Origin of the sequence: Sanguibacteroides justesenii (assembly GCF_003204205.1) — a bacterium.
Classification (GTDB): Bacteria; Bacteroidota; Bacteroidia; order Bacteroidales; family Marinifilaceae; genus Gabonibacter; species Gabonibacter massiliensis.
In genome coordinates, this window is record NZ_QJPL01000001.1 from 84,080 (window position 1) to 101,681 (window position 17,602).

A 17,602-nucleotide genomic window follows, 5' to 3' on the forward strand; every position below is an offset into this window, starting at 1 on the left:
TATACTCGTAATCGCTTAGTCCTAGAATCTTTTTTATTTCCATGATGATAATTTAAACAACGTTCAAATGGCGGTTAAACGCTCGTATTCTCGCTTGTATAATTCTAAGTCAATTTCACGTCCTTCTATCTCTGCCGAACGTTGTAGACTAACGAGGGTATCGTTTAAATCCCTGTAATTTGTAACCGTTTTACAAATGCGATTAATAACGTATTGATTCATTACCCCGACTTCTTTGCACATGTTGGAAATCTCGTTACTGTCAATATCTCCTAAAAACGTGGTTTTATTCCCGGCTAAAAATCGGGAGTAGATTTGAGGGGCGATCCCTTTTTCCGTGTCACTCATGTTTTTAATCCTTCGATACCAATTTGGAGTACCTAATACCATAAAAGCGCACATTCCCTTTAAGTTATCATACAAGGCTTTAACTCGGCCCCAAGCGGCAAGTTTCAGGTTCTCTGCCTCGTCAAAAATTAAAATTGGTTTCGTGTCATACTCGTACATCATTTTCAACTTCGTTTCAATAGCCCGACGAATACGACTTTGTGACATGTCGTCTGAAACGGAAACCCCGATCTCGACAGCGATAAATCGGATGAAGTCTCGCAGGTTAAAGTCATTAGCACAAGTTATTATATAAGTACTGGCCGGGTATTTATCTCGCATTTTCTGAATAGCGTACGTTTTACCGCTTCCAGTTGCCCCGATAACGGATTTTACAGTAGCTCCTGTTTTGGCCTCTATAAAATCATTCTCGATATCCAAGTATTGTTCAGTTTCAAATGTTTTCCAGTACTTGTTATCCAACTCGTAACCTACAAATTTCGCTATTCGGTTGAAATACATGTCTTTTATTATGGTGTTGTTAAAAACGTATTTCCCGGATGCCATCCCGGATATCATAGCATCTATATAGGCGATGTTTACCTTGGTGTCTTTTGCTAACTTGTTTCGGCTATAAGTTTTACTATCTCCTGTCGTGTCCATGTGAGCGACGTAGTCAAGCATTCTGCTCACGATAACACCTTTTTGTTCGTCTGTTAATTTCATGATTGTATGTATTTAATTTATAATTCTTTATTCAATTTATCCCGGCGAGATTTTAGATACTCTTTTCGTGATTGTTTGGGGTATGTCTGGGTAGCTGATTCTTCCCGTTTCACTGAACTTTCGTTATACATATCGGCCTCGGCGGCGGCGAGCACGTCTTTGTTAAAGAACTTGTGACCAAGTTTCATGATTTCCTCGGATTCCATTAACGAGGCGGCGATCTCGTGTCTTTCTTTTGCCCGTTTTTGTTGTTCCTTTTTGATATTTAACCGCTTGTTGATCTCTTTCTTTTCGTCTTCCTTGTAATCCTGAACAGCGTACGCTATTCGATCTTTTTCAATAGCCCATGCCACGAAGCGGCGGGATTTGTCGGCCTCTTCCTTGTAGAGAGCGACGCGGGAGCGATTAAGCGGGTCGAAGCGGATATAAAACTTTTGCCTGATATACTTGCAGGCAAATTCTTTATCAGGAGTATATCTTTCCGGGATCACGTCGTTTTTAAAATCAAACTCGTATCCTTCTGCAACCTCGTATACTCTTTTTATCTTGTTCTCTACCCATGATATTCCCTCTTTAGCGTAAACGCACTCTTTCTCGTTCCATTCCCAAAACATGTTTATCCAATCCAAGGCAACGACCTGTTGAGTGTCTGGATTTTGACTGTCAAAATATTTTTGTTTTGGTGTTTTTCCGTCCTTCCCCGGGGTGTTGTTCGCGACATGGAAGAACCATTCCTGTAATTCAATGGTCTCTTTCTTGTTTTTTAAAAACTTGGTTTTGTCGAGATACGCGATGTAATCCTCGTTGATTTGATTGTTTATGTTTTTCGATTTTATATTCATCCCGGTAAAGCCGTCAGCGTATCTCATGTGCTGATCCTGCAAGTTCTTGAAACAACGCTCTATTATTTTACTCTGCCCGTTGTTCGGCATGGCCGGGAAATGTAAAGTTGTCAACCGTTTGAAATAGTTGTTCGACCCGTCGTTATCATACTGCATTTGGAATGGCAAACAGTACCCGGAACGAACTACCGCCATGCGGAAGGCACGTTGCACGCTTCCCATGTTGTCGGATTCTTCCGATATGTCCCACCCGAGCCAGTAGCCGGAATGAGCGTCCACGATGGCGTAAACGTTTAGTTTTGCAGACTTGCCGCCCGGGGTTATGTAGAAAAGATTCACTTTCGTGCCGTCACCGCACCATACAGCATCCCGCGCGCTTGGTTTAAACCGTAATATCGTGTAACTAAACATATTTTTCCATGCCTGAACCCCGTGGCGAGCTAAATACCAAACTTGCATAACTTCCGGGATATTTAGATTGTATTTCACGCATGATTCTGAAATTATAGCAGGTTTCCCTTCTTTAAGTGTCCAGCCGTTTTGCAACACGATATCATTGTATAGTTTCGTTACCCGGGTGTAGTCTGGTTTATGAGGATCACTATATAAATCAATAAGAATTTGCAAGCGTTCATCATCAACTTTCCGTGAAGAGGTATTTCCGAATTTGCCGGAAACAAGTGCCAGAATACCGTTTTCCTCGTATTCTTGTAGTCGGCGCTGGCAGGCGTTGTAGTTCTTTGGTAACTTGGCCCCGTTTGGAAACTCTATGGTCGGGCTATTGGCTATCGCTATGCTGATAGAGCGAAACTCCTTTATACTTTTTACGTTAAGCTGCTTTAGTATTTTGTTATTGTACCTGTAAACATCTTTACGCATTAACCGGAACCAGCGAGATTGATATAACAATAAACAGATGTAATCATCGTTTAGCTTTGTTCGTTTTTCTGGGCTTATTTCACCACTCGTGACGTCTACTTTTTCCCGGGTAATGACGAAATTTGTTAATTCTTCTTTTTCATCTTGGCTAACCGGTGGGAGTAGGTCTCTAATCGTGTTGAATTTTAGCCATTCTTCAATATTTAACCCGTTACAAAGTTCTTTTTTGATTAATTCCTTGTATTTGTCTTTTAGACTATTAAAGTGAATATAAATAGTATTACCTATCTTGTGATGTTCCCAGCAATATACTAGATTTTGGCGTTGTCTATTTAATCCCATCCAAATAGTACTAGTTGAGATTCCGCAATTTTCTAATTCGAAAATCGTAATACAAATGGTATTTTCACTTATACAAGGCATAATCTTTTATTTTTTAGTTCCCGGTGGCGGAGTCGAACCGCCACGGCGACCATCCGAGAAAAATGATTACATTTGAGGTGCTAATTCTAAATTGTAATCATTGTGGAAAATTTAATAACCCCTGCTATGAAAGATGAACTTCTTTCTTTACTTGTTGCTGATTGTGAATTGAATACTTATTTATCCTCAGATCATCCAAAGCCTTTATTAGATATAGCGGGAAGTCGTAATAATCTTCAAGCTATCTTTAATCAATTTTGTCGGCTTGGCTTATTGTCAAAAGGAGTTGTAAGTTCAAGGTCAATCTCGGTTGTTGTTAATGTTGAGGCTCATGATTTTCTGTCACGGGGAGGTTTTACTGCCCAAGAGGAAATATTGAAAGCCAATATCAACAAATTAGGTCTTGAACTTGAATCGCTTTCTAAAGAACTTGAACCAAAGCTTGCAGAAAAAGCATCCACGATAATGACCATTGCAAACAATATTCTGTCCGTTGTAGGTTTCTTGGGACGTTAAGGATTCATGTGACCATGCTTCTAGTTGACTGAGAATAGATTTATCACGTAAATATTGTGTTGGTTTTTGTCTGTCCCTATAAATCTCTTTTCCATCAACTAGAACGATTCGCTCAAAATGTGTTATTGGTGTAAAACATGCGTGTTTTTTGTACTCACCTATATAACTGTTGTATGTTATTTCTATTTTCGATGTGATTATGGATTCCATAATTTTTATTGTTTAAGCGTTAATGAAATTCTCTCGTATTTTAATTAATTCCTCTGCGGCTTCCTTCACGACTTGTTTTAGGGTACGTCTTCCTTTCAGTTGCGCTCTGATTGTATTTTCCGTGTAACGACCTTTTAACTTTGTGGCTATTAGTTCATAGTCTTTTGGTCTTAATTTTTTGCGTATTTCTTGTAATTCCATTTTTATTTGTAGATTTGTTTCATTAATTCGATACAAATATATTAGGAAATAATCTAAGATCAAAACAATTAATAGGAAAAAATCTAATTATGTCGAAAATAGTTTCTAGATTGAAAGAATATATTGATAATAAAGGGATATCTGTTTCAGCTTTCGAAAAAAGTGTAGGGATGTCAAATGCTTCTTTTGGCCGCTCATTGAAAACTAGTGGTGCAATAGGGACTGATAAATTAGAAAAAATCCTAAATGAATATCCTGATATAAATCCTATTTGGCTGATGACTGGCCAAGGGAAGATGTTAATAGAATTACATGATGAAGGGAAAAATCGGAATGATTTTCAAAGTATAATATCCATTAGCAAACAATCAACAGATACAGAATCTATTACTCAACGGATTGAGATATTAGTTCAATACTTTGCTGAGGGTAATAATTCAAAGTTTGCTTCTTTAGTTGGTACGAGTGAGGCTAATATACGGAATTATATTACAGGTACGCAGCCTAAATTCGAGTTTTTGTCTGCTGTTGCTATGAAATTCAAGATAAATTATGATTGGCTACTGACCGGGCGAGGGAGAATGTTGTGTGATGATAATGTTGAGAAAAATGATAAATTAAAGATAGGAAGTAATTCCCATCAAGAAACTTATTTGGCGGAAAAAGAAACGCAAGAAAGAGTGTTAGTTGCGGAGAGTAAACAAACGTATAATACCGGTTTAACTCAAATTCCGATAGTTGATATCGCCGTTGCGGCAGGGACGGGATATTATAATTTGGATAATATGGAGGTGATTGATACTATTTCGTTGCCTGAATCAATGATTAAAACCGGAGTTCAATATCTTTGTGTAAGAGTGAAAGGGGAAAGTATGGCTCCGACATTATTAGATAGTTCGTTTCTTGTTATTCGATTATTAACCCGTGCAGAATGGGAATATTTGCCTGATGAGCAGATATATGTAGTCTCTGATGTGGAAGGCAAATCATATGTAAAGCGTGTGAAAAACCGATTAAAAAAAGGATTTATCGTTTGTATGTCAGATAATCCGGATAAAGCCTATTATCCAAATTTTAATTTACCAAACGATGAGATAAATACGATTTGGCATGCAGAATGGTATATTTCGGCCAAGATGCCAAATATACATCAATCCTATTATAATAAGGTGTCGGAGCTCGAGGATGATATTGCGGACATAAAGAATGAATTAGGTATGATTCGTCGTCAGCTTGGAGCGGGTAATTGATTGTTTTTGTATAGGTAAATGTATAGGTAAATGTATAGGTAAATATGTACCTATGTGAGAGGTTTTAAATCGTCACTTATGACGAAGAAGAGTTGTGTTATTCGTTTAAAGCCTGTTTAATCACTATTTATAAGGTATTTAATCGCTGTTTAAATTATAGGTTTTTATAGTCAGGTTTAAATTATTATTCCTGTAATTTTAATCAAAATCATAGTAAATTACACTTTTCGATTTGTCGGCTACTTTTCATAAAAACGCTGAAACTTTTAGTTGTGGCGGGCTTTGGCGTGATTTTCTTCAAAAACTCATTTATACACTTTTCGATTTGCCCCTTATAGATTACAAGTGGATTTTGGCAGTTTGAATAAAAATATTGAAAAAAGTGGTTCAAAGTGGTTTAAAGTGGGAAATATTTTCATAACTTTACATCATAAATTAGAAAAACTATATGTTGTCATTTATAGGGGATTATACATGCAAATTGGACAACAAGGGACGGGTTGTCGTACCGTCGGCGTTTCGCAAAGGGGCGGCTGCCGTGGGGGAGAGTTTTTTTGTTTTGCGTCGTAATATTTTCGAAAAATGTATTGATCTTTATCCGAAGGGGGAATGGTTGAATTTGATTGATGATTTACGAAATCGGATTAGTTCGTTTGATCAAGAGGAGTCTCGTTTTAAAAGGGAATTTTTCCGGGGAGTTTTGGAGGTCGAGTTGGATGGAAACGGTCGAATTTTAATTCCCAGGAAGATGTTGGATGGTATTGAAGTAGTGGGGGATATCGTGATGGTAGGGCAGGATTCAAAAATAGAGATATGGGATAAAATAAACTATGAAGAAAGTGCTATGGATACGGAGGATTTTGTAAATTTGACGACCCGGGTTTTTGGAAAGCAGGAAAAATAAACGTGCCGCATGGCTGTGATTTCCGGGCGTGGAAGTGATTGTGGATCATAAATTAGAAGTTATGGAATATCATGTACCTGTATTATTGGAAGAGTCTGTGGCGGGATTGAATATTGATCCTGACGGCGTTTATCTGGATTTGACTTTTGGAGGGGGAGGTCATTCGAGAGAGATCCTGAAACGTCTATCCGAGGGGTGTTTGATCGGGTTTGATCAGGATTCTGATACATTGGAAAATGTGCCGAAAGATGATCGGTTTATTTTCGTAAATCATAACTTCCGTTATTTACGCAATTTCTTGCGTTATTGCGGTTTTGAACACGCTGACGGCATACTGGCGGATTTGGGTGTTTCTTCGCATGAATTTGACGAAGCGGAGCGGGGATTTTCTTTTCGTTTTGATGCGGCGTTGGATATGCGTATGAATAGAAGAAACCGATTGAAAGCTACCGATGTGTTGAATACTTATACCGAAGAGTCTTTGATACACCTCTTCCGGGATTACGGTGAAGTGGAGAACGCTCGGCGCTTGGTAAGTTTGATCGTAAAAGGGCGTGAGGAAAAGGAGATCGCTCGTTCGGATGAATTTTTGCAGGTTATAGCTCCATGCGTTCCTAAATTGAAAGAGAAAAAATATTTGGCTCAGGTTTTCCAGGCTTTGCGTATCGAGGTCAATGGAGAATTGGAAGCTTTGGAAGATATGTTGCAACAGGCCGAGATGGCGTTGCGTCCCGGGGGACGTTTGGTAATTATTACTTATCATTCGTTGGAAGATCGTATCGTAAAGAATTTTTTGAAATCCGGAAATTTTGAGGGAAAAGTTGAAAAGGATTTTTATGGTCGGGTTAAAAAGAGTTTTGAGTTGGTGAATCGGAAAGTGATCGTGCCGACGGAGGAAGAAGTTGATCGTAATCCGAGGGCTCGGAGTGCGAAGTTAAGGATTGCGGAGAAGTTATAATATGAGGTGGTTTAAGAAAAAGAAATATAAAGATTTTGTTTCGCCTTCGGAAGAGAAGAAGGAGGTGTTGGGAGAGTCCATGAAGGAACTTTTGGATGGACGTATCTTGGCAGACACCGTGTTGCGGAAAAATATTCTGTTTATTCTTTTTTTGACGGCTTTGGGAATATTGTATATCGCTAACGGGTATAATACGGAGAAATTGTATATGAAGAAAGTGAAGTTGGAAAAGGAGTTGAGCGAATTGCGGTTTGAGTCGATAACAACGGCTTCGGAACTGATGAAGATCAGTACGCAATCGGAGGTGATAAAACAGATTCGTAAAGAGGGATTGAATTTGGTGGAAAGTAAGGAGCCGCCGACAAAGATATACGAAAATTAACGGGTGTCGATAGGGATATGTCAATAAAACATGAGTTAGCCGGACGTTTGGGGTTTGTGTACATCTGCGTGATGGGGATAGCCGCATTGATTGTGGTAAAGGCTTTGCATGTCCAGATTTGGGAGGGAGAGAAATGGCGGAGTAAGTCCCGAGATGTTTCCGTGAAAGATTTTGTTGTCGCTCCCAACCGGGGAGATATTTGTGCGGCGGACGGAAGGGTGTTGGCCAGTTCGATTCCCTATTATTCATTACGTTTCGATTGTAAGGCTGTTCCGGATGATATTTTTAAAAAGAAGATAGACAGTTTGGCTTTCAAATTATCTCGTTTTTTTAAGGATGCGCCTGCCGTGGAATATAGAAGCAAGTTGTGGAAGGGAAAATACGGAGCTAAGCCGAACCAGTATCTGTTGATCAACCGGCGAAAGGTCTCTTATAACGAGTTGAAAGAGTTAAAGACCTTTCCTATTTTTCGGGAAAAGGGGAGTAGGAGTGGGTTGATTCTGGAACGGGAAAATGTTCGATTGCAACCTCATGGGGATTTAGCCGTCCGGACGATTGGTTATTTAAACGAGAGCAATGATGGAACGTTCGAGGGACGCGTGGGCTTGGAAAAGGCTTACGAGAACGAGTTGAAGGGTGAATTGGGACGGAGTATACGACAAATGATGTCCGGACGTTGGGTGTCGGTAACCGTTGAAGATCCTGTGGATGGAAATGATGTAATTACCACGATAGATGTCGATTTTCAGGATATTGTGCAGAATGCGCTGGATAGACAGATGGAGATTTACGATGCGGACGCGGGGACTGCCGTTCTGATGGAAGTGAAAACGGGAGATATTAAGGCGATTGCTAATCTGACCAAAACACCTAAAGGCTATCGGGAGATGTTGAATAACGCGATCGGAGATGCCGCGGAACCGGGCTCCGTGTTCAAGGCGGCGGTTATGATGGCGATGTTGGAAGACGGTTACGTACACCCGGAGGATACAGTCGATTTGGGTGACGGTACTTATACTTATTATGGAAAGACATTACGGGAGTCGAATGGTAAACCGGTAGGTAAGATAACCGTGAAGCAGATATTCGAACGTTCCTCAAATGGAATTTCGAGGTTGGTGTATGAAAATTATAAGAATCAACCAGAAAAATTTATTAATCGCCTGTATGCGATGCAATTGAATAAAAAGGTAGGGATTGAGTTATTAGGAGAGGGAGAACCTTATATAAAGTATCCGACTGATAAAGATTGGAGTGGTATCTCTTTGCCGTGGATGAGTATTGGTTACGAGGTGAAATTGACCCCTTTGCAAGTATTGGCGTTTTATAATGCCATCGCGAATAATGGGAAAAGAATGAAGCCTCGATTGGTCAAGGAGATACGAAACCGGGGAGATGTTGTTAAACGGTTTGGTACGGAGGTGATGGATCGACATATTTGCAGCGATAAAACGCTGGCTGCTTTACGGGACATGATGGAGGGGGTCGTGGAAAACGGGACGGCGAAAAACTTAAGCCATGCCCCGTATAAAATTGCGGGAAAAACCGGGACGGCAAGAGTCGCCGATCGTTCAAAAGGATATGGAGTAAGAAAATATCGAGCCAGTTTCGTCGGATACTTTCCGGCAGATAATCCTCTCTATTCCTGTATCGTGGTGGTGGAAAATCCGTCGTTATCCAAAGGATATTACGGGAATGTTGTTTCCGGAAATGTGTTTCGCGAAATAGCGGATAAGGTATACGCTAAGGCTTCTTTGGAGTTTGAGGAGTCGGAAGATGTTCCGGAGGAGTTTGTACTGCCCATCAGTAAAAACGGATTGAAATCGGATTTTTTGAGTATATATGATGAGTTCGGATTTCACGTGGACGACGAACCTGCCGAAGAGTCGAAATGGGTCATGACGACCCGGAATGATGAGGGTTTTGTACTGAAACCCAGAAGTATTTCCGAAACTTTGGTACCTAACGTGAAAGGTATGGGGTTAAGGGATGCTTTATATATTTTGGAGAATAGCGGTTTGAAAGTGGGGGTAATCGGTTCGGGAACCGTAAACAAACAATCGTTACAACCGGGTAATCGGGTACAACGGGGTAGTTATGTCAGTATAGAACTAAAATAAAAGAGATGAAATTAGGAGATCTATTGGATGGAGTAGCTTGTTTGTCCGTGGAAGGGGATTTGAACGTAGATGTTCATGCTATTCATTTCGACTCCAGAAAGGTGGATAGGAATGATCTTTTTGTGGCTCAGCGAGGAGTGAATATCGATGGGCATGTATTTATAGATAAAGCTGTTGCCGCTGGTGCCGGGGCAGTTGTTTGCGAGCAATTACCGGAGAATTTGTCAAGGCATGTGACTTATGTCGTAACGGAGGATTCTTCTGATGCTTTAGGACGGATGGCTGCTAATTATTACGGTAATCCTTCGGAAAAGATGAAGCTGGTAGGAGTGACCGGTACCAACGGAAAAACGACGACGGCTACCTTGTTGTATGAATTGATCCGCCTTTTAGGAGGAAAGGCCGGGCTTTTGTCTACCGTCTGTAATTACATCGGGGAGGAAAAAGTGGCGGCTACGCATACGACGCCCGATGCTCTGGAGATTAATGCCTTGATGCGGAGGATGGTGGATGCCGGATGTGAGTATTGTTTTATGGAAGTGAGTTCGCATGCTATTGATCAGAAACGAATCAGCGGTTTGGATTTTGACGGGGCAATTTTTTCAAATATAACGCACGATCATTTGGATTACCATAAAACGTTCAAAGCATATATAGAAGCTAAAAAGGCCTTTTTCGACGGATTGTCAGCCCGGGCTTTCGCTTTGACTAATTTAGACGATAAGAACGGGACAGTCATGTTGCAGAATACCGTTGCCCGGAAATATACCTATTCGTGTAAAAGAATGGCTGATTTTAATGCAAAGGTCATCGAACGACATTTGGACGGGACTTTGCTGACATTGAACGGCCGGGAGGTATGGACTAAATTCACGGGGGATTTTAATGCGTATAATTTGTTGGCAGTCTATTCTTCTGCTTGTCTGTTGGGATTGGAAAATGAGGAGGTTTTGCAAGCAATGAGTTTGTTGGTTCCGGTATCGGGGCGTTTTGAGACCGTGTTGTCTTCGACGGGGATCATGGCGATAGTGGATTACGCTCATACGCCGGATGCGTTAGAGAATGTGTTGTCAACGATACAGGATCTGAAGGGGAAGAATAATCAGGTTATTACTGTTGTCGGGGCAGGGGGAGACCGGGATCGCACCAAACGGCCGGAAATGGCTGAGGTCGCTTGCCGGTTGAGCGATAAGGTGATATTGACTTCGGATAACCCGAGGAGCGAGGAGCCTTCGGCTATTATTGAAGAGATGCGTGCCGGAATACCCCGGCATGAAGAGGTAAAGGTCTTGGCTATTTCGGATCGGAAAGAAGCTATCCGTACGGCTTTGATGTTGGCCCGAAAAGGAGATCTGGTGCTGGTAGCCGGAAAGGGACACGAGAATTATCAGGAGATAAAAGGGGTGAAATACCATTTTGACGATAAAGAAGTTATACAAGAAATATTTAATCGATAACCATGTTTTATCACATTTTTGATTATTTGGAGCAGTTAAATTTTCCGGGAGCGGGCATGTTTCATTACATTACTTTTCGTTCTGCCTGTGCGATTATTTTATCGTTGCTTATAGCCACGGTAGTCGGAAAACGTATCATACGTATGTTGCAGCGTCAACAAGTCGGAGAAGAGATCCGGGATTTGGGATTAGAGGGACAGATGCAGAAAAAAGGCACTCCGACAATGGGAGGGGTTATTATTCTGCTGGCTATTTTGCTTCCGGTTATTCTTTTTGCCCGCTTGGATAATGTTTATATTCAATTGATGATTATTTCAACGATCTGGTTGGGGTTAATCGGTTTCTTGGATGATTATATCAAAGTTTTCCGGAAACATAAGGAGGGGCTGAAAGGGCGTTTTAAGGTAATTGGTCAGGTAGGATTGGGATTAATCGTGGGATTAACCCTTTATCTGAATGACGGTGTCGTGATTCGTGAAAAGGTCTCTTTTTCGGAAGTCGGCGAGTTGGTAAGTACGGTAGACGAAGGTTTTTCTACGAAAGATTCGGCTAAAGCATTGGCAAAAGATGTTAAATCGACTAAAACGACTATTCCGTTTTTTAAAAATAACGAGTTCGATTACGCCTGGTTCGGAGTATTCGCGGGCAAATATGCAGAGGAGGTGGGATGGATTGTTTTTATTGTCATTACCATTTTAATAGTGACGGCCGTGTCGAACGGCGCTAATCTGACCGATGGATTGGACGGTCTGGCGACGGGCACATCGGCTATTGTCGGGGCCACCTTGGGAATATTGGCTTACGTGTCGGGTAATATGGTGTATGCTGATTATTTGAATATTATGTATATACCGCATTCCGGCGAGCTGGTGGTTTTCATCGCTGCATTTATTGGTGCTACGATCGGTTTTTTATGGTACAACTCTTTTCCCGCCCAAGTGTTTATGGGGGATACGGGTAGTTTATCATTAGGTGGAATCATTGCCGTGTTTGCCATTATTATCCATAAGGAGTTATTGATCCCTATTCTATGTGGGATTTTCTTGATGGAGAATCTTTCTGTCGTTATGCAGGTAAGTTATTTTAAATACACGAAAAAGAAATACGGAGAGGGACGTCGCGTATTTTTGATGTCTCCGTTACATCATCATTTTCAGAAGAAAGGCATCCCGGAACCTAAAATCGTTACCCGATTCTGGATCGTGGGGATTGCTTTGGCCGTGTTAACTATTGTGACGTTGAAAATAAGATAATGTGGAAGTTATGGAAACAAAATTAATCGTATTGGGAGGAGGAGAGAGCGGTGTCGGTGCTGCCTTGTTAGGGAAAAAGTTGGGATATAGGGTTTTTCTTTCCGACAAAGGAAAATTGGCGGATAGGTATAAAGATATATTGGAAAAAGAAGCGATCCCTTTTGAGGAGGGGCGTCATACGGAAGAGTTGATTTTTGCGGCGGATTTGATTGTGAAGAGTCCTGGTATCCCGGATCATATTCCTATAATTCAGAATATTCGAAAGAAAGGAATCGAGATTATCTCGGAAATCGAGTTTGCCGGCCGTCACAGTGATGCAAAGATGTATTGCATTACGGGGAGTAACGGAAAAACGACGACTACTTTATTGTTGTATCATATCCTCAAACAGGCGGGAATGGATGTCGGGTTGGCGGGTAACGTGGGAAACAGTTTAGCTGCACAAGTAGCGGAAAATCGACATGAAATATACGTGGTCGAACTGTCGAGCTTCCAGTTGGACGGGATGTACTGTTTTAAATGCGATACGGCGATATTGACCAATATTACTCCGGATCATCTGGATCGGTATGATTATAAATTCGAAAATTATGTCGGCTCGAAATTTCGGATTGTAAATAATATGAAGCCGTCGGATCTGTTTATATACGGATCTGATTGTGACGTTGTCCGGGAACGGGTGGAAAAAGGGAAAATAGAACCCGAGGCGGTTGGATTCACTTATTCTTCCGATTCCCGTTTAAATGCTTATGTAGAAGACGATGCGATTGTCGCTCGCCTGGAAAACAGGGTGTTTCGAATAGAGAAACGAGCTGTTACGATACAGGGGCGTCATAACGTGTATAATGCGATGGCTGCAATATTGGCTGCGCTGAAAGCCGGAGTGAGCGACGAGAGTTTAAGAAAAGGGTTAACCACTTTCCCGCAAGTGGAACACCGTTTGGAAACGGTGGCGGTAGTCGGTGGAGTGACTTATATTAACGACTCGAAGGCTACCAATGTGGATTCCGCCTGGTATGCCTTGGATAGCATGCATGCTCCGGTCGTTTGGATTGCAGGAGGGACGGACAAAGGAAATGATTACAGCGTGTTGAACGATTTAGTGAAAGAGAAGGTGAAGTTGTTGATTTGTATGGGGATGGATAATAGAAAATTGATAGATAGTTTCTCCGGTATATGTGAGGTCGTGGATACGCATTCGTTGGACGAGACGATTGCCGTGGCTTACAGCAGGGCTGTTGCCGGGGATGTCGTTTTACTTTCTCCTTGTTGTGCCAGTTTTGATTTGTTTAAAAATTACGAGCATAGGGGAGAATTGTTTAAAGAAAAAGTAAAAGCCCTAAAGTGATATAAAACGATATGAACTGGTTTGATTTAAGGAAAAAACTCTCTTTTAAAGGTGATAGGATACTTTGGTATGTTATTATCGGTTTGATGCTTGCTTCCGTTATGGTCGTTTATTCTTCGACGGGTAGTTTGGCTTATCGTGTCCGTAGCGGTAATACCAGTTATTTCCTGATCAAACAGGTTATTTTGATGTCGGGATGTTTGGTGGTTATTCTGACCTTGCAATCCATTCATTACAAGTACTTTCTTTCTTTTGCAAAGATTGTTCTGGGGATGTCGTTCATTTTTTTATTATGGGCTAAGTTTGCCGGGACAACTTTGAATGATGCCGGTCGTTGGGTGACTATTCCGGGAATAGGTTTTACCTTTCAGCCTTCGGAAATGGCGAAATTGGGGGTTATCATGTATTGTGCCAGGGTCATCGCTTTTTATCAGAATGAGCGTTGCTGTGACGATGAAGCATTGAAGAAGATTTTGTTTGTTGCGGGACCGGTCATTTTTCTGATCTTTTTGGACAACTTCTCGACCTCGTTGTTGATGGGCTTGGTCTGTTTGGCCATGTTGTTTGTCGGTAGATTGCGGTTAAAACTGATAGCGATGTCGGTCGGAGCTCTTGTGGCGACAATATTAGTGCTGTTGGTATTGGCTTTCACCGTGCCCAAGGTGGCAGAAATCGGTCGTATCGCTACCGTGAAGAGCCGTATCGTGAATTTTTTTAATCCGGAATCTGTTAATAGCGATGACTCTTATCAGTCGGATCAAGCGAAAATTGCCGTTGCAAAAGGGGGATTGGTCGGTTTGGGACCGGGGAATAGCGTACAGCGTAATTTCTTGCCTCATCCGTATTCGGATTTCATTTTTGCTATTATTATCGAGGAATACGGTTTATTGGGAGCGGGGGTCGTTATGCTTTTGTACCTGATCATCCTGTATCGGATCGGGGTGATTGTACGCCGGTGTACCCGGACATTTCCCGCTATTTTAGTAACAGGTTTGGGACTTAGCATTGTGTTTCAGGCGCTTGTTAATATGGGAGTGTGCGTAGGCTTAATGCCCGTTACCGGTCAACCTTTGCCTTTAATGAGTATGGGAGGAACATCTCTTATCTTTACGAGTGCGGCTTTTGGTATGATTTTAAGCGTGAGCCATACGTTTTCGGAGGAGGGAGAGCGGGAAGAGCGTGAGAAACAAAGAATGAAAAGTGAGAAACTGAGAAAAAGAGCAAAAGATATAGAGGAGGATATTGAAGAGGAGTACGGGGAACGGGAGCCTGTTTATCAGGATGAATAGAAATAGAAGTTTAAATTGGATTTTGAAATGGTAAGAAAAGTAATCGTAAGCGGAGGAGGAACGGGAGGGCATATATTTCCGGCACTTTCTATTGCAAATGCGTTGAAACGTTTGGATGACAGGATCGAGATTCTGTTTGTCGGGGCAGAAGGGAAGATGGAAATGGAAAAGGTCCCGGAAGCGGGATATAAAATTGTAGGTTTACCGGTACGCGGCTTACAAAGGCGGCTGACTTTCGAAAACGTGAAGGTTTTGCTGAATCTTTGGAAGAGTTTGCGCAAGGCAAAAAAGATAATTAAAGAGTTCGAACCGGATGTCGTTGTCGGTGTCGGGGGATATGCCAGTGGTCCCATCGGGCGGGTCGCTGCCAATGCCGGAATCCCTTTGGTATTGCAAGAGCAAAATTCCTATGCCGGAGTTACGAATAAGATTTTGGCCAAAAAGGCAAAGAAAATATGTGTCGCTTATGAAGGAATGGAGCGTTTTTTTGAAAAAGACAAGATTGTATTCACTGGAAATCCGGTACGTAAGGATCTGTTGAAAGCGTCGGGAGAACGGGACGAGGGGATAACGTTCTATGGTTTGGATACTTGCCGGACGACGATTCTTGTTACCGGTGGCAGTTTGGGTGCCGGCAGTATCAATAAGGCTGTGGTGAAACATTTAAAAGAGATTTCCGATTGGAAAGACGTACAGGTGTTGTGGCAATGCGGCGGATATTATTACGAAACATTGAAACAACAATTAGGAGAGAAATGGCCGGCCAATGTAAAATTGTTACCCTTTTTGAAACGGATGGATCTGGCTTATGCTTGTGCCGATCTGGTAGTGGCGCGTGCCGGGGCCGGAACGATATCCGAGTTGTGTTTGTTAGGAAAGGCTGTCGTATTGGTGCCTTCTCCTAATGTAGCAGAAGATCACCAGACCAAGAATGCTATGGCTTTGGTGAATAAAGAGGCTGCAGTCATGATAAAGGATGCGGAAGTCGAGGATCGCCTGGGAAATGTTTTATATGACTTGTTGAATCAGGAGGAGCGGAGAAGAGAGTTATCTTCCAATATATTGAAATTAGCCGTGAAAGACTCGGACGAGATCATAGCCAAAGAAATTATAAAATTGTTTTAATTCGAGCGTATGAAAAACGTTTATTTTGTAGGAATCGGAGGAATCGGAATGAGTGCATTGGCCCGTTATTTTAAGGCTATGGGCTATGCGGTTGCAGGTTACGATAAGACACCTTCTCCCTTGACCCGAAAAATGAGTGAGGAGGAGGGATTTTCCATTACCTATACGGACGATGTTCGGGAAATAACCTCTTTATTCAAAGATAAAAAGAGTACGTTAGTGGTATATACACCAGCGGTTCCCGAAGAGAACCGAATATTTTCTTATTTCCGGGACAACGGTTATTCTCTGCATAAACGGGCAGAAGTTTTGGGCTTGATATCGAAAGATAAAAAAGCGTTGTGCATAGCCGGAACTCATGGGAAAACGACGACGACGACGATGGTGGCTTTTTTGTTAAATCATTCTCACGTGGGGTGTAATGCTTTTTTAGGAGGAATATCTGCTAATTTCGGAACGAATTTGCTGATCGACAGAAAATCGGATTATGTGGTTATTGAAGCGGATGAATTTGATCGCTCGTTTTTGCACCTTCATCCGGAGGTTGCCGTTATTACAGCGATGGATGCGGATCATTTGGATATATATGGAACGCATGAGAAGCTGTTGGAGGCTTTTGAGGCTTTTGCCCTCCAGACAAAGGGTCCTCTGTTTTTAAGAAAAGGGCTGACCTTGCAACGAGCGGTGACCGGTTTTTACGCGGCAGGAGAAAAGACGGATTATTATGCGGATCGTTTGCGGGTGGAAAACGGTAGTTATGTGTTTGATTACGTGTTTCCGGAAGGTGTGATAAAAGAGCTGAGACTTTGTTTTCCGGGACGGGTGAATGTAGAAAATGCAACAGCTGCTATTACGGTGGCTTTGCAGGCGGGTGTAACCCCGGACGAGATTCGGATGGCTTTGCCTCTTTTTAAAGGGGTTGCCCGGCGTTTTGACGTGCACGTGAAAAATCGGGATATGATCTATATCGATGATTATGCCCACCATCCGAAGGAGATAGAGGCCGCTCTCTCTTCTATCCGGGAAATGTGGCCGGATAAGCGATTGACGGTTGCCTTTCAGCCTCATCTTTATTCTCGTACGAATGACTTTTATCCTGATTTTGCCCGTGGCTTAAGCTTAGCCGATGAGGTGATTTTGTTGGATATCTATCCGGCGCGGGAAGAGCCGATTCCGGGTGTGACCTCGGCTTTGATTGCGGACCGGGTAACCGTACCCGTAAAGAGGGTTACCAAAGAAGATTTTCCGGAATACGTGAAAGAGAACGTGAAAGAAGGAGTATTCGTGACAATGGGGGCGGGCGATATCGATCGCTTTATACCGATTTTTACGAAAATCTTTAACGATAGGAGAAAATCGACGTATAGTGTTTAGGTTGTAAAGAGAAATGTA

The 17,602-nt window shown here is 41.9% G+C and carries 15 protein-coding genes; 12 read left to right on the forward strand and 3 right to left on the reverse strand.

Annotated elements, in window-relative coordinates:
* Positions 1-63 precede the first annotated feature (63 nt).
* Together DMB45_RS00390 and DMB45_RS00395 are read right to left on the reverse strand one after the other, a co-directional pair.
* The gene (locus DMB45_RS00390) at positions 64-1,053 is read right to left on the reverse strand and encodes an ATP-binding protein (protein WP_110688353.1); all 990 of its coding nucleotides are present in this window, start codon (positions 1,051-1,053) and stop codon (positions 64-66) included.
* A gap of 17 nt (positions 1,054-1,070) precedes the next feature.
* Entirely contained in the window at positions 1,071-3,116 is a 2,046-nt protein-coding gene (locus DMB45_RS00395; RefSeq protein WP_110688354.1) for a hypothetical protein, read from the reverse strand.
* Between the two features lie 207 nt (positions 3,117-3,323).
* On the opposite strand from DMB45_RS00395, the gene DMB45_RS00400 reads away from it, so the two are divergent.
* On the forward strand, positions 3,324-3,713 hold the full coding sequence (locus tag DMB45_RS00400; RefSeq protein WP_110688355.1) for a hypothetical protein: 390 nt from the start codon (positions 3,324-3,326) through the stop codon (positions 3,711-3,713).
* Positions 3,714-3,935: 222 nt separating this feature from the next.
* Here DMB45_RS00400 and DMB45_RS00405 read toward each other — a convergent pair whose 3' ends face one another.
* The gene (locus DMB45_RS00405; RefSeq protein WP_110688356.1) at positions 3,936-4,124 is read right to left on the reverse strand and encodes a hypothetical protein; all 189 of its coding nucleotides are present in this window, start codon (positions 4,122-4,124) and stop codon (positions 3,936-3,938) included.
* An 89-nt stretch (positions 4,125-4,213) separates the two neighbouring features.
* Here DMB45_RS00405 and DMB45_RS00410 point away from each other — a divergent pair, with 89 nt between their 5' ends.
* The 11 genes from DMB45_RS00410 (at position 4,214) to murC (ending at position 17,584) form a co-directional block, all read left to right on the forward strand.
* Positions 4,214-5,374 carry a S24 family peptidase gene (locus DMB45_RS00410; protein ID WP_237143265.1) on the forward strand — a complete coding sequence of 387 codons (1,161 nt, stop codon included), beginning with the start codon at positions 4,214-4,216 and terminating at the stop codon, positions 5,372-5,374.
* Between the two features lie 448 nt (positions 5,375-5,822).
* Positions 5,823-6,278, forward strand: coding sequence for a division/cell wall cluster transcriptional repressor MraZ (locus DMB45_RS00415; RefSeq protein WP_041504995.1), 456 nt, complete (start codon positions 5,823-5,825; stop codon positions 6,276-6,278).
* Between the two features lie 61 nt (positions 6,279-6,339).
* A complete protein-coding gene (gene rsmH, locus DMB45_RS00420; protein ID WP_110688357.1) occupies positions 6,340-7,236 on the forward strand; it encodes a 16S rRNA (cytosine(1402)-N(4))-methyltransferase RsmH in 897 nt (298 codons plus the stop codon).
* A gap of 1 nt (position 7,237) precedes the next feature.
* Positions 7,238-7,618: an FtsL-like putative cell division protein gene (locus DMB45_RS00425; RefSeq protein WP_041503986.1), complete on the forward strand. Its 381-nt coding sequence runs from the start codon at positions 7,238-7,240 to the stop codon at positions 7,616-7,618.
* Positions 7,619-7,635: 17 nt separating this feature from the next.
* Complete coding sequence (locus DMB45_RS00430) at positions 7,636-9,738, forward strand: penicillin-binding protein (protein ID WP_041503985.1); 2,103 nt, start codon at positions 7,636-7,638, stop codon at positions 9,736-9,738.
* A 5-nt stretch (positions 9,739-9,743) separates the two neighbouring features.
* Positions 9,744-11,195 carry a UDP-N-acetylmuramoyl-L-alanyl-D-glutamate--2,6-diaminopimelate ligase gene (locus tag DMB45_RS00435; RefSeq protein WP_041503984.1) on the forward strand — a complete coding sequence of 484 codons (1,452 nt, stop codon included), beginning with the start codon at positions 9,744-9,746 and terminating at the stop codon, positions 11,193-11,195.
* Positions 11,196-11,197: 2 nt separating this feature from the next.
* The gene (gene mraY, locus DMB45_RS00440) at positions 11,198-12,448 is read left to right on the forward strand and encodes a phospho-N-acetylmuramoyl-pentapeptide-transferase (protein WP_041503983.1); all 1,251 of its coding nucleotides are present in this window, start codon (positions 11,198-11,200) and stop codon (positions 12,446-12,448) included.
* A 10-nt stretch (positions 12,449-12,458) separates the two neighbouring features.
* A complete protein-coding gene (gene murD / locus DMB45_RS00445; protein WP_041503982.1) occupies positions 12,459-13,796 on the forward strand; it encodes a UDP-N-acetylmuramoyl-L-alanine--D-glutamate ligase in 1,338 nt (445 codons plus the stop codon).
* 11 nt (positions 13,797-13,807) lie between these two features.
* A complete protein-coding gene (locus tag DMB45_RS00450) occupies positions 13,808-15,085 on the forward strand; it encodes an FtsW/RodA/SpoVE family cell cycle protein (RefSeq protein ID WP_052634736.1) in 1,278 nt (425 codons plus the stop codon).
* A 27-nt stretch (positions 15,086-15,112) separates the two neighbouring features.
* Complete coding sequence (murG, locus tag DMB45_RS00455) at positions 15,113-16,210, forward strand: undecaprenyldiphospho-muramoylpentapeptide beta-N-acetylglucosaminyltransferase (RefSeq protein WP_041503981.1); 1,098 nt, start codon at positions 15,113-15,115, stop codon at positions 16,208-16,210.
* 9 nt (positions 16,211-16,219) lie between these two features.
* Positions 16,220-17,584 carry a UDP-N-acetylmuramate--L-alanine ligase gene (gene murC, locus DMB45_RS00460; protein ID WP_041503980.1) on the forward strand — a complete coding sequence of 455 codons (1,365 nt, stop codon included), beginning with the start codon at positions 16,220-16,222 and terminating at the stop codon, positions 17,582-17,584.
* Positions 17,585-17,602 lie beyond the last annotated feature (18 nt).